11 protein-coding genes and 3 pseudogenes are annotated in these 12,060 nt (G+C 68.6%); 9 read left to right on the plus strand and 5 right to left on the minus strand.

What is annotated here, in order from left to right:
* A partial coding sequence (locus SSP24_RS44335) for a hypothetical protein (RefSeq protein WP_244951801.1) occupies positions 1-261 on the plus strand: 261 nt, incomplete at its 5' end.
* A 152-nt stretch (positions 262-413) separates the two neighbouring features.
* On the opposite strand, the pseudogene SSP24_RS44340 reads toward SSP24_RS44335, so the two are convergent.
* Positions 414-593: pseudogene (locus SSP24_RS44340) on the minus strand (GrpB family protein); the annotation flags it as partial.
* A gap of 213 nt (positions 594-806) precedes the next feature.
* On the opposite strand from SSP24_RS44340, the pseudogene SSP24_RS27985 reads away from it, so the two are divergent.
* From SSP24_RS27985 to SSP24_RS28005, 5 genes and pseudogenes are all read left to right on the plus strand, one after another.
* Positions 807-1,702, plus strand: a pseudogene (locus tag SSP24_RS27985) (aminoglycoside phosphotransferase family protein).
* A gap of 232 nt (positions 1,703-1,934) precedes the next feature.
* Positions 1,935-2,216, plus strand: coding sequence for a hypothetical protein (locus SSP24_RS27990; RefSeq protein WP_229866154.1), 282 nt, complete (start codon positions 1,935-1,937; stop codon positions 2,214-2,216).
* Between the two features lie 125 nt (positions 2,217-2,341).
* Complete coding sequence (locus SSP24_RS27995) at positions 2,342-2,521, plus strand: hypothetical protein (protein ID WP_141312498.1); 180 nt, start codon at positions 2,342-2,344, stop codon at positions 2,519-2,521.
* Between the two features lie 3 nt (positions 2,522-2,524).
* Entirely contained in the window at positions 2,525-3,406 is an 882-nt protein-coding gene (locus tag SSP24_RS28000; protein WP_218037110.1) for a hypothetical protein, read from the plus strand.
* An 86-nt stretch (positions 3,407-3,492) separates the two neighbouring features.
* Positions 3,493-3,618: pseudogene (locus SSP24_RS28005) on the plus strand (IS30 family transposase); the annotation flags it as partial.
* A gap of 103 nt (positions 3,619-3,721) precedes the next feature.
* Here the strand turns inward: SSP24_RS28005 and SSP24_RS28010 are convergent.
* Entirely contained in the window at positions 3,722-3,859 is a 138-nt protein-coding gene (locus SSP24_RS28010; protein WP_373306797.1) for a hypothetical protein, read from the minus strand.
* Between the two features lie 209 nt (positions 3,860-4,068).
* Here SSP24_RS28010 and SSP24_RS28015 point away from each other — a divergent pair, with 209 nt between their 5' ends.
* Positions 4,069-4,689 carry a hypothetical protein gene (locus tag SSP24_RS28015; RefSeq protein WP_141312499.1) on the plus strand — a complete coding sequence of 207 codons (621 nt, stop codon included), beginning with the start codon at positions 4,069-4,071 and terminating at the stop codon, positions 4,687-4,689.
* Between the two features lie 143 nt (positions 4,690-4,832).
* Here the strand turns inward: SSP24_RS28015 and SSP24_RS28020 are convergent, their stop codons facing one another.
* Entirely contained in the window at positions 4,833-5,216 is a 384-nt protein-coding gene (locus tag SSP24_RS28020) for a toxin Doc (RefSeq protein WP_141312500.1), read from the minus strand.
* Positions 5,217-5,219: 3 nt separating this feature from the next.
* Positions 5,220-5,474 carry an antitoxin MazE7 gene (locus SSP24_RS28025; RefSeq protein WP_141312501.1) on the minus strand — a complete coding sequence of 85 codons (255 nt, stop codon included), beginning with the start codon at positions 5,472-5,474 and terminating at the stop codon, positions 5,220-5,222.
* Between the two features lie 111 nt (positions 5,475-5,585).
* Here SSP24_RS28025 and ligA point away from each other — a divergent pair, with 111 nt between their 5' ends.
* The gene (ligA, locus tag SSP24_RS28030; protein WP_141312502.1) at positions 5,586-7,664 is read left to right on the plus strand and encodes an NAD-dependent DNA ligase LigA; all 2,079 of its coding nucleotides are present in this window, start codon (positions 5,586-5,588) and stop codon (positions 7,662-7,664) included.
* Between the two features lie 1,021 nt (positions 7,665-8,685).
* On the opposite strand, the gene SSP24_RS28040 is transcribed toward ligA, so the two are convergent.
* A complete protein-coding gene (locus SSP24_RS28040) occupies positions 8,686-9,876 on the minus strand; it encodes an MFS transporter (protein WP_141312503.1) in 1,191 nt (396 codons plus the stop codon).
* Between the two features lie 220 nt (positions 9,877-10,096).
* On the opposite strand from SSP24_RS28040, the gene SSP24_RS28045 reads away from it, so the two are divergent.
* Positions 10,097-11,713 carry a phospholipase D family protein gene (locus SSP24_RS28045; RefSeq protein WP_141312504.1) on the plus strand — a complete coding sequence of 539 codons (1,617 nt, stop codon included), beginning with the start codon at positions 10,097-10,099 and terminating at the stop codon, positions 11,711-11,713.
* The last annotated feature ends 347 nt before the right edge of the window (positions 11,714-12,060 follow it).

Raw genomic sequence — 12,060 nt, forward strand, 5'->3', positions numbered from 1 at the left:
TCGGTCAACTCGGCGGTGCCGGCGAAGATGCGGGAGCCTGAAGCTCTGCTCAGACAAGGCGAGACCTCGCGATGCTGCCCGAAGTTGGCTGCCAGCCGGTTTCAGCTGCCCAGCGTTCGGCTGCCATCATCAGAACTTCCGTGGCTGGGCCTTGATCTGCCCATACTCCAGCAGGCCCGGCACGCTGAGGGGCAGGCGCTTCTTGAACGCACCCCACGCTCGGCGAGCCGCTTCATCGGCGCGCAGGTAGTCACGGAATAGGGGGCGAAGCGGGCGTTCGGGCCGTCCTCCTCACGCCGATGGCCGTTGCACCGTCGCGCACCGGCCGGCGGCGCGAACACCAGCTTGCGGCACTCCTGCCCGCCCGAGAGCCAAGCGCGGTTCCACGGTTCGGGGCGGCAGCGGAAGCCGATGGCGGCAAGCAGCCCAACCTGCTGGACCTCGTCGATCACAGCGACGCGCACCTGGGTGTCCGCGCAGTCCTTCGCGGCCAGACCCGGCACCGCGGTGGATCCAACGTGGTCGATCGCGCGAGCGTGGTCGCCAAGGGCGTCATACAGTCTTCCGGCAGCTGCTCGAAGTCCACCGCCCACTGCGGGCTCGTACGTCGAGGGTGTCCCGTCTCAAGTGATCTGGTCCGAAGCCGCGGCTGTGAGCTGGGGCGACCAGAACGGTGGAGACACCTGGGTGGTCGCAAATCTCAGTTGATCTGGACCCTGGCGTATGAATACTGGCTGTCCTCTCAGTTGATCTGGTCTGCTTCCGGCGTTTCGAATTGGACTAGTGGGGGGAAAGGGCCTGCGAGAATGACCATGCACGATGACCAAGTGGACGTGACCACCGACATCGTTGCGACCTTGATCCAAGAACAGTTCCCTCAGTGGAGCGGCAAGGCGATCCAACTTGTGTCGTCGACCGGGACGGTCAACGCCATCCTCCGCGTCGGCAACGACCTCTCGGCGCGTTTCCCACTGCGTCTGGCCGATGCTGCCGAGGCGCTGGCGGTTCTGGAACAGGAAGCCCAGGCGAGCGCGGAGCTGGCACAGGTGTCTCGGTTCCCCGCCCCGGAACCCCTCGCCTTGGGAAAGCCTGGAGCGGGTTACCCCATGCCGTGGTCGGTCCAGACATGGCTGCCGGGAACGGTCGCCTCTGATGCCGACCCGAGTGGGTCGGACGCTTTTGCCGAGGACCTTGCGGCCTTCATCGCAGCCCTGCGGGACGCCGAGACGCGGGGGCGGCTTTTCAGCGGCGAAAGTCGTGGCGGCGTTCTCGCTCACCACGACGATTGGATGGCGAAGTGCTTCGAGGAGAGTAAGGGCTGCTCGACGTGCCCCGGCTGCGCCAGGTGTGGAGCCATTTTCGGGAGTTGCCACGCACGGGTGCCGACGTGATGAGCCATGGTGACTTGATTCCCGGCAATGTACTGGTCACGGGAGACCGGCTCAGCGGCGTACTCGACACCGGCGGCTTCGGCCCGGCCGACCCCGCGCTGGATCTGGTCAGTGCCTGGCACCTGTTGCAGCCAGGCCCGCGGGAAGTGCTCCGGCGGACACTGGTCTGTGACGATCTGGAGTAGGAGCGCGGCAAGGCATGGGCGTTCGAACAGGCGATGGGTGTTGTCTGGTACTACGTCGAGAGTAATCCGACGATGAGCAGAATGGGGCGCCGGACACTCGACCGCATACTGGAGTCGATGGAGTGATGTCGCCCCGATCGTGGGCCGTCATAGAGACGATCGCTTGCCGCCCCCACCTACAACAGCACCAACGGGAACAGATCGGCTGAGACGAGACAGAGGGCCCAGGACAACGAGCGGTGGCTTGACATCGAGACCCGCCCATTAGAGGTGTCCCGACGGGCAACGTCCGTTACGACAACCTCCGCTCCGCGGTCTCCCGAGTGCTCGGCTCGCGATCTCGCGCGGAGAACGAGCGATGGACCGTGTTCCGGTCACACTACGCATCGATGCCGCGTATTGCCTGCCGGCCATCGAGGGCGCCCATGAGAAGGGCGGAGTCGAGGGGCAGATCGGCTGGTTCCGCCGCAACCACATGGTCCCCGCCCCAGGGGTTGCCTCCCTCGCCCAGCTGAACGCGATGATCGAGCAGTGGGATGAGGAGGACGAGCGGTGCCGGATCGGGTCCCGTCCGCGGCCGGTGAGCGAATACTTCGCTGTCGAGCGGCCACTGCCGCAACCGTTGTCGGCGTACACGTGAACGTGGCCCTGGCAAGATTTCCGTGAAGCTGGCGTGTGCTACCGTGCGCCGGTGACGCTCCGTCACAGGTAGCGGCGCTGTCAGCGAGTGTGATGACTTCTTACGGATCATGTCTCCGCACCTCGATGCAGCACAGTCGCTCTTGCCGCACGCTCGCCGATGTCGCTGCTGGTGGGCGCCCGGTACTGATCGAGCTGTCGGTACGGCGGTTGTTCTGTGACAGCCCGAGCTACGGTCGGCGGACGTTTGCCGAGCAGGTCGAGGGGCTGACGGCGCGCTACCAGCGCCGCAGCCCGCTGCTGTAGCACTTGGTTGAGATGGCCGGCGTGCTACTCATCGGCCGTGGCGATGCCCGGCTCCTGCAGATCCTGAAGGTGCCGTTGTCGCGCACAAGCGTGCTGTTCCACTTGATGCGCTTGCCGCATCCGCCAAGGGCGAGCCCGCGGGTTCTGGGCGTGGACGACTTCGCCTGTGGCAGGGGGGATATCGCCGCCGCCCACCGCGGCTGCCTACCCGCCGCAGTACCAGAGCCCGAGCCGGCACCGCCACCAGCGAACCCAGCGGGGCCGTCCGACCAGGCCGACACCCCAGCCCGCCGCCACGCGAAGCGGCTGTTCGAGGCGGTGCACGCGGTGACCGACACCGGTCGCTCGCTCAACGCCGCAGCCCGCGAGCTGGGCTTGAACCGGCGCACCGTGCGCAAATACGCCCGAGCAGCCACCTGGCGGGAATGCGTACGCCGCAACCGGCTCCATCGGCCCACCAGTCTCGACTCGTACCTGGAGTACCTGCGGCAACGCTGGGAGGAGGGCGAGCACACCGCAACGGTGCTCCACGGAGATCGTCGCCAAGGGCTACTGCGGCCACTACCAGTGGATCAAGCACCCCGCCAGGTCGCCCGCTGGATCACCACCGCACCATCCCGGCGCGACCTGCACACCACCGAGGCACTCGGGCGGCTGCTCGAGCACTGCCCGGAATGGACCGCACCCAACGCCCTGGTGCGTCAGTTCGCCGCCATGCTGCCCGCAGTCGTTCAGGGCATCATCACGCCGTTCAACTCCGGCGTAAACAAAGGGCGCATCACCGATTTGAAGCTCCAGAAACGGATCTTGGCCGGCCGCGCGGAAGTCCCGCTACTCCGCCACCGCGTCATCCTCATGGCCCTGCTTCGACGCGGTTACGGGTGACGGAGCGTCACCGGCGCACGGTGCACACCCCAGCTTCACGGAATCTCGCCAGGGCCACTCAGACGAGTACGCGGACAGCCACCGACATCCCGATCTATTTCTGCGACCCGGCCAGCCCATCGCGGCGCGGCTCCAACGAGAACACCGACGGCCTGCTCCGGCTGTGTTTCCCCAAGGGCACCGACCTGTCGATCTGCAGCGCCGAGGACCTGGCCTACGTAGCCGCCGCCTCCGTGCCACGGGCCCCGGTTCGTCTCCCCGGTGGCTGTCCCTGCGACCGCCCTATGTGCCCGGGTATGTATCGGGCCAGGCCGGTCAGCCAGCGATTCCGTCCAGGTCGGCGACCGCCTCGTCCGGCAGCACCAGGCTCGCAGCGGCGATGTTCTCCCGCAGGTGCTCCGGCGAGGCAGTGCCCGGGATGAGCGCGATGTTCTCGGCAGCGGTGCGCTGCACCTGACCTTCGGTCCGCCGAGATCGAGGCCCACCGCAACAAGGGCAAGGTCGACCAGCAATGAGCACGAAGACCGCGATACCGTCACCGAACTCCTCCGGATCGTCAAGAGTACTACGACTCCGTCGACTCCCGGGACGCCGCTCGCGTCGCCGACAACTACCTCGTCGAACCGAACACGACGCTGCAGTTCAACGCCGACGACCCCATCGTGACCGTCGAGGCCATCAAGGAGTTCACAGCGCAGTTCTTCCAGATCGCCTCCGTCAAGCACTCGATGATCGAGGTCTGGAACACCCCGCTGATGGGTGACGTCGTGCCGGTGAACCTCGCGCCTGCCCGGTCCGCCTCCACCGTGACCGTCGTATCCACCGCCCTGCCGACCTTCTCCGTCGACATAGGCTCGGCGGTGACACACATCGCGGTGCCGGCGACCTCGATCTTCCTTGCCGCCGTGGAAGTCGAGTTCGTTGAGGGCGCCCTGGTACTCACGGATCCTGGCCTGGTGGGCCTGGCGCTGCGTGTCGCTGAGCAGGTCAGCGCGTACCTGGCGGCCGTGGTCGGCGGCCCGATCGAGGTCGAGTCCGACTACCTCCCCAAGCAGCTGCTCAAGGGCACCTGGTTGGGCCTGTTTCGCACGCATAAGAACAACGACGCCCAGGGACAGCCGCGTGCACGAGGGGTTCTTCCGGACATGCCCGCCGACAGGCATCGGCGTGACGGCCGGTATCCGCCGGAGGGCCCGCGGTCACGGATGGCGGAAGCCGCGATTGGGGGCGCGGGCCTGCTCGGGGGCGAGCGAACTCCTCACGGACACCGAGCGTTTCCCTGACCCTGTCCGTCACGGTAGTCGGGCAACGTCGCCGGAGTTGGGCTCGGCTACTTGGGTGGGCTGCGCAGGCTGCGCAACGTGTGGTCGGGGCCGCCGAGCGAGCAACCGTCGCTTCTCCGTGGAATACGCAGCGTCGGTCAGGGTCAGGCCTGGCGCCAGGAACGCAGCCGCTCGGCGATGCCGTACGAGTCCATCCGCAGGCCCCGGATGTCGTAGATCAGTTCCCGCCAGAGCTCAAACTTCGTGTCCACGCGTTCTCCGGAGGCCTCCAGGTAGGCGATGGCGACGCCGTATCCGTAGACCTCATTGCGGGCAGGGAGCGGCCGCAGCAGCACGCACTCCTCCAGCAAGACCGCAGCCCGCCAGAAGGCGTCGGGATGGTGCTGATCATGCCGGGGCGGGTCGACCCGGTGGCGCTGGGCCATGCCGACGAGCACAGAGAAGTCGTTGACGGTCAGGTCGTCCCGGAGGATCTCTTCCTGGCGCTCGAGCAACCACCGGTAGTCGACGTACACGACGGGAGGCACAGGTCAGGCCGCCCGCGAGGTGCCGGGGTTGTGCGCGACGGGCGGCAGCCCGCCGAACTCGGCATCGAATGCGTCCATGACGCCGGGCTCGCTGATCACGCGGCGGAAAGCGGCGGTCGCCGTCTGCAGGGCTCGCTCTTGTTCCTTCTCCCCAGCCACCTTGGCGAGGTAAGCCTTCACGGACAGGCCTTCGGCAGCGGCGAGGCCCTGCAGGGTGTCCCTGGTGCTCGTGTCGACCTTGACAGTGGTTTCAGCCATGCCTGCAGTATCCCCCACGGTATACGTGACGCGCTACCTACTCGCTTGCGAGTGCATGCGCCCGTCCCGCTGTATCGGGCAATGTCAGTGGTGGCAGGCAGGATGACGGGCATGACAACACCTGCAGCTGTGATCATGGATGCCGCCGCTTACACGCAGGCGGTCGAGGACGCGTTGAAGGCGTCGGCCGCCTACTACGCGGGTGGGACGTCGGCATTGGACGATGATGCCTACGACCGGCTGGTGCGAGGCATCGCCGCGTGGGAGGCCGAACACCCTGATCAGGTGCTGCCCGACTCTCCGACGGGGAAGGTCGCCAGCGGCGCCGTGGAGGGCGATGTCCCGCACACGGTGGCGATGCTGAGTCTGGACAACGTGTTCTTGCCGGAGGAACTCACCGCCTGGACCGCCTCCCTGGCCCGGCGCGTCGGCCATGAGGTCGAGCGGTTCAGCGTCGAGCCGAAGCTGGATGGGCTCGCGGTCGCCGCCCGTTACGACAGCGGTCGCCTGAGACAGCTGATCACGCGCGGGGACGGGACGGCCGGGGAGAATGTCTCGCACGCAATTGGCACCATCGAGGGCCTGCCGGACGAACTCGCCGAGCCGGTCACCGTGGAGGTCCGGGGCGAAGTCCTGATGACGACCGCTCAGTTCGAGCACGCCAACGAGGTGCGCGCCGCGCACGGCGGGCAGCCGTTCGCCAACCCGCGCGGCGCTGCGGCGGGCACCCTGCGCGCCAAGGAGCGTGCCTACACCGTGCCGATGACGTTCTTCGGCTACGGCCTGCTCCTGCCCGACACCGAGACGGCGCTCGCCGCGCGGCTGGGCGAACTCGCCCACAGCGAGCTGATGGCGCAGGCCGCCGCGTACGGGGTGAACACCACCGCCACCACCGCGGTACCCGGCATCACCGCCGACACCGCCGAGCAGGTGCTGGCCCGCGTGCAGGAGATCGCCGCCCTGCGGGCCGAGCTGCCGTTCGGGATCGACGGGATCGTCATCAAGGCCGACCTGGCCGCCGACCAGCAGACGGCAGGATCGGGTTCGCGCGCTCCGCGTTGGGCGATCGCCTACAAGCTGCCGGCCGTCGAGAAGACAACCCGGCTGCTCGAGGTGGAGTGGAACGTCGGCCGCACCGGCATCATCGCCCCGCGCGCCGTCTTGGAACCGGTCGAGATCGACGGCGCCACCATCACGTATGCCACCCTCCACAATCCGGCCGACATCACCCGCCGCGACCTGCGTCTGGGCGACCACGTCATGGTGCACCGGGCCGGCGACGTCATTCCCCGCATCGAAGCCCCGGTCGCCCACCTGCGCACCGGCGACGAACAGCCCATCACCTTCCCCGAGGCGTGTCCGCGCTGCGGGGCCGGCATCGACACCAGCGAGCAGCGCTGGCGCTGTGCGAACGGACGCAACTGCCACCTTGTGGCCGCCCTGTCCTACGCAGCCGGCCGCGACCAGCTCGACATCGAAGGCCTCGGCCACACCCGCGTCGTCCAGCTCGTCGATGCCGGCCTCGTCGCCGATCTCGCCGACCTGTTCACCCTGACCCGCGAGCAGCTGATGAGCCTGGAGCGAATGGGTGCAACCAGCACCGACAACCTCCTCGCCGCCATCGCCGGGGCCAAGGGCCAGCCGCTGTCGCGGGTACTGTGCGCGCTCGGGGTCCGCGGCACCGGCCGCTCCATGTCTCGCCGTATCGCGAGGCAATTCGCCACCATGGAGAACATCTGCGCGGCGGACGCGGAATCGATGCAGCAGGTCGAGGGCATCGGCATCGAGAAGGCCCCTTCGATCGTCGCCGAGCTTGCCGAACTCGTCCCGCTGATCGACAAACTCGCCGCCGCCGGGGTGAACATGACGGAACCCGGCGCCACCGCACCTACCTCGTCCGACGGCGACACCGGCGACGGGAACACCGAGCGTGCGGGTGGACCACTGGCCGGGATGACCGTGGTCGTCACGGGCGCGATGGCCGGCCCCCTGGAGAAGCTCAGCCGCAACCAGATGAACGAGCTCATCGAACAAGCCGGCGGTCGCTCGTCCTCCAGCGTCTCCAAGAAGACCACCCTCGTCGTCGCCGGAGACGGCGCGGGGTCCAAGCGAGCCAAGGCCGAGGATCTCGGTATCCGCCTGGCCACCCCCGATGAATTCGCCGCCCTGGTCGCCGACTACCTCAACTAGGCCTCCGTCAAGGAGTGTTCGCCAGCTCACACCAGCAGCGCGGGCTGTGCGGGAACAACCCGAGACCGGTGCCCGTTCACATACACGTGGCTCGCGGAGGGGACAGTGTCCCCGGGCCTCACCTACAGCCCATGGGGACGATCGTCCGGCTGAAGCCCCATGGAGCCTTCCGCCGAGAGGCGACCGCCCTCCGCGCGTCACCGCCTTACGGCCCCGGCTGGCCTTCCCCGTCCAGCCGGGGCTTTTGCGCGCCGACGGTGGCGCGCAGCCCTGTGTGACTTACCGGCCGTGCGGGTGAGCCGGACAGGGAGTCTCCCTGCAGCACATCAACATCCTTCGGGGTTCACGCGGGACCGAGGAGTGCGTGTTCACGCGCTGGCGCGCCCGTGTCGCTGACACCTCAGCGGCCGCCTGCACAACCGGCACCCCCGGATGGGCTGCCGCCACCCTCGTCCCCGGCCTGCGCGTGCCTCGCAGGCTTCCTGGTGGCAGAGGTAGAAGGCCTCGAAGTGCAGCGGCAGGTCCAGCGGGGCGTACATGTCCTGGGGCAGCCCCGGGCCATACTCCTGGGGTGGAGTCCTCCTGGGTGTCGTCGTGGCTCACACGTGCCTCCCGTCGGCAGGGGACATGGGCGAAGGTCCTCTCCATCCAGGTGCATCAGCGACCCTGCGCCAACCTGCTTGCGCCGCTAGCCCGTTGGGCTTGCCGCCTACCTCAGTGATTCACCGAGCCGATCACTCATGCCGCGCCACAGAAAATCACTTACCGTCCCCGTGCGACAGGGCTCCGCGATCTTCAGTGGGGGTGCGAATCACCAGGTACAGCGCCGGTCGATACGACCGGACACGAAGGATGTCTTGACGACGATCTCCGCCTCGAGCCCGGCGGACCACCCCTGCCCTTTCGTCGGCGAGTAACGGAGCGACCCTCGCCCGACCTGAGGGCATCGTTCATCTCGTTTTGTCAGGAGTTCTTGGACGAGGTCTTCGCCCGTATGCAACCGGCAGTGGCGCGTACGCGTTCACGTTCGCGACCGCGCCGGTTGCCGCAACAGGTAGACGCCGGCCGTCGAGACCAGCACGGCCATGCACGCGATGAACACCAGCCCTGCGCCCTCCAGGCCGATCGGCCCCGTCAGCAGCCCTACCCCGATCACCGGCACCGAGATACCCGCGTACGCCACCACGAACAGCGTCGAGATCACCGCCGCACGCCGGTCCTCGGGCGATGCCTCGGCCACCGTGGACAGCGCCCCGCGAAACGCCAGGCCCTGCCCGCCCCCGCCGACAAGCGCGCTGAGCACCACCAGCGACAGCAGGTCCCACCGTAGCGCCCCCGCGAGCAGCGCCAGTCCGGCGAGCAGCCCGGCGCAGCCCAGTGGCAGGGAGCGCCCCTCCCCCACCCGGCCGACCGCAAGTTGACCGGCGGTCGAGGCGAAGAACGCCAGCGCGACGACCAGCCCGCTCACGGCGTGGTTGTCCACGTTCAAGGAGAGCTCCAGGAACGCCGGGCTGACCGACGTGAACACCCCGAAGAGTGCGAACCCCACGAACGAGGCGATCGCCGCGGGCCCGAACACCGCCCGCACCTGCGCGGGCAGGGTGGGCCGCTGCGGCCGTACCGCGCCAAGCGGCCGCCGCTCCCGCACGGTCTCCCGAATTCGCAGCAGGCCGGCGACCGAGCCGGCCACGAGTGCGAGATGCACGGCGAACGGGAGGTACAGCGGCCAGGGAGCGTATTGCGCGAGCACCCCGGCGAGCAGCGGACCGCAGCCCAGCCCGCCCATATTGGCGGCCGTCGCCACGAACGTGGCCCGCGAGGCGCCGCCATCCGGTGCCAGCTCCATCACATACGCCGTGGCGGCCCCGGTGAACAGGCCGGCGGACAGCCCCGACAGCAGCCGCCCCGCATACAGCCAGCCCAGCCCGGTGGCGCACAGGAAGCAGACGGCGCTCGCCGCCGCGAACCCCAGTCCCCACAGCAGCACCGGCCGCCTGCCGACAGCGTCCGAGGCGTTGCCCGCGAGCAGCAGCACGCCGATGACCCCGAAGGCGTACACGGCGTACACCACGGTCACCGTCAGCTCGGAGAAGCCGAACTTCTCCTGGTAGAGGGGATAGAGGGGGGTCGGCAGTGTGGTGCCAGTCATGCACACGGCAAACACCGCACCGCTGAGCAAACACTGGCGCCACCCTGTCCGATCACCGCTCATGCCGCCGACGGTAACCCGCACGCCGCCCCGGCCCGACACGACGTGCCCGGCGGTGCGTGCCAGAGGAAGGAGGCGCGGCGAAGGCGCCCGGGCGGGGCTCGGCCGCTGCGGGCGGCGGCCCACCCTGGCGAGCAGGCCTGCGATGACACCGGGTGCCAAGGCCGTGAACGTCTGAGGTAGAGGCAAACGGGGTACACGTGTTGAGCTGGAGGACCTGGCTGTGGAACTCACCGACTGGCTGCTGACCTCGAGCGAACGCGGCAACAGCGCGACACGTCTGGACAGCCGCCGACCGGATCGAGCGGCCTGGTCGCACGGAAACACGGTGCGGCCCCTGATCCACGGTGCGAGGTACTTCCGGGAACTCCTCAGCGCGATCCGCACGCAGCGCGCCGGAGACCTGCTCCTGTTCACCGACTGGCGCGGTGACCCCGACGAGCGCCTCAACGGTCCCGGCAGCGAAGTCGGCACCGTCCTGTGCGAGGCGGCCGAGCGTGGTGTGATCGTCAAAGGGCTGGTCTGGCGCTCCCACCTGGACCGATTCCAGTTCAGTGAGGCCGAGAACCGCTACCTCGGCGAGGAGGTCGAAGCGGCCGGCGGCGAGTGCCTGCTCGACATGAGGGTGCGCCCCGGTGGCTCGCACCACCAGAAGTTCGTGGTGCTCCGGCATCCAGACCGCCCCGAGCTCGACATTGCGTTCGTCGGCGGCATCGACCTGTGCCACAACCGCCACGACGACGCAGCACACAGTGGCGACCCGCAGTCACAGCCCATCGCCGCCGCGTACGGACGGCACCCACCGTGGCACGACATCCAGCTCGCGATACGCGGACCGGCCGTCGGCGACATCGAAGCCGTCTTCCGCGAACGCTGGGAGGACCCGGCGCCGCTCACCCGCAGCCCGCTCGTCCGCCTGCGAGAACTCGTACACCACCAAGACACTGACGCAGACCCGCTGCCGCCGCAGGCGCCCGACCCGCGGCCCCGCGGTACATGCACCGTCCAGCTCCTGCGCACCTACCCGAACCGGCTGCTGCGCGGTTACGACTTCGCCCCCGACGGCGAGCGCAGTATCGCCCGCGGCTACCGCAAGGCGCTGCGGCGGGCACGAGCCCTGATCTACCTGGAGGACCAGTACCTGTGGTCCCCGCACGTGATGGAATGCTTCGCCGAGGCACTGACCGCCAACCCCGGCCTCCGCCTGATCGCGGTCATCCCCTCCCTCCCCGAACAGGCCGGCCGACTCACTCTGCCGATCAACCTGATCGGCCGGATCACCGCCCTGGACAGGCTGCGCCGCGCCGGTGGTGGGCGCGTCGCGGTGTACGGGCTGGAGAACCACGCAGGGACACCGGTGTACGTGCATGCCAAGGTGTGTGTGATCGACGACGTGTGGACCTCGGTCGGATCCGACAACATCAACCTCCGCTCCTGGACCCACGACTCCGAACTCAGCTGTGCAGTCCTCGACGAGAGCACAGACCCACGTGAGCCAGGCGACCCCGGCGGACTCGGGGACGGCGCACGCAGCTACGCCAGAAACCTGCGCCTGGAGCTCTCGCGAGAGCACCTGGACATTGCAACACCCGGTGATCCGCACGCATCCGACCCGCTCTGCGACCCCGTGACCGCCTTCAACGCCTTCGCGGCGAGCGCCGCCGCACTGGACTCCTGGTACGACAACGGCCGCCCCGGCCCCAAACCCCCCGGCCGCCTGCGCACGTATCGCCCGCCGAGCCTGTCACGTCCGACCAGGACACTGTGCACGCCCCTGCATCGCCTCCTCGTCGACCCGGACGGCCGCCCCCTCAGGCTGCGCCGCCGCAACGCGTACTGATGACCGCCGGCGTCGCACCTGCGAAAGGATCAGCCCGAAAGGCGACCGGGCCCACGCAGGCTCAGACCGAGCTCGCGGTGTTGTCGCAGAACCTGGGCGCCTCGCTCGGGCGCCAAGGTACGTCGCGTGGGCTGGCGGGCATTGCGCCGGGTGAGGCGCAGCGGCGTTCTTGGCGCGCGTGTCCTGTGCCGGCGAAGCCTGATCATTGCCATCGGAAGCTGGTCGCTGTTCCTCTCGTGCCACCGAAGTTCGATCGTTCGGGCGCTTCCAGAAAGACGGCCTGCGCACGGTCGGCGGTATCACGGCGGGTCTGCTCGTATGGGGCGCACTCACCGTGATCGGCCTGG

The sequence above is a fragment of the Streptomyces spinoverrucosus genome (genome assembly GCF_006539505.1).
Classification (GTDB): domain Bacteria; phylum Actinomycetota; class Actinomycetes; order Streptomycetales; family Streptomycetaceae; genus Streptomyces; species Streptomyces spinoverrucosus.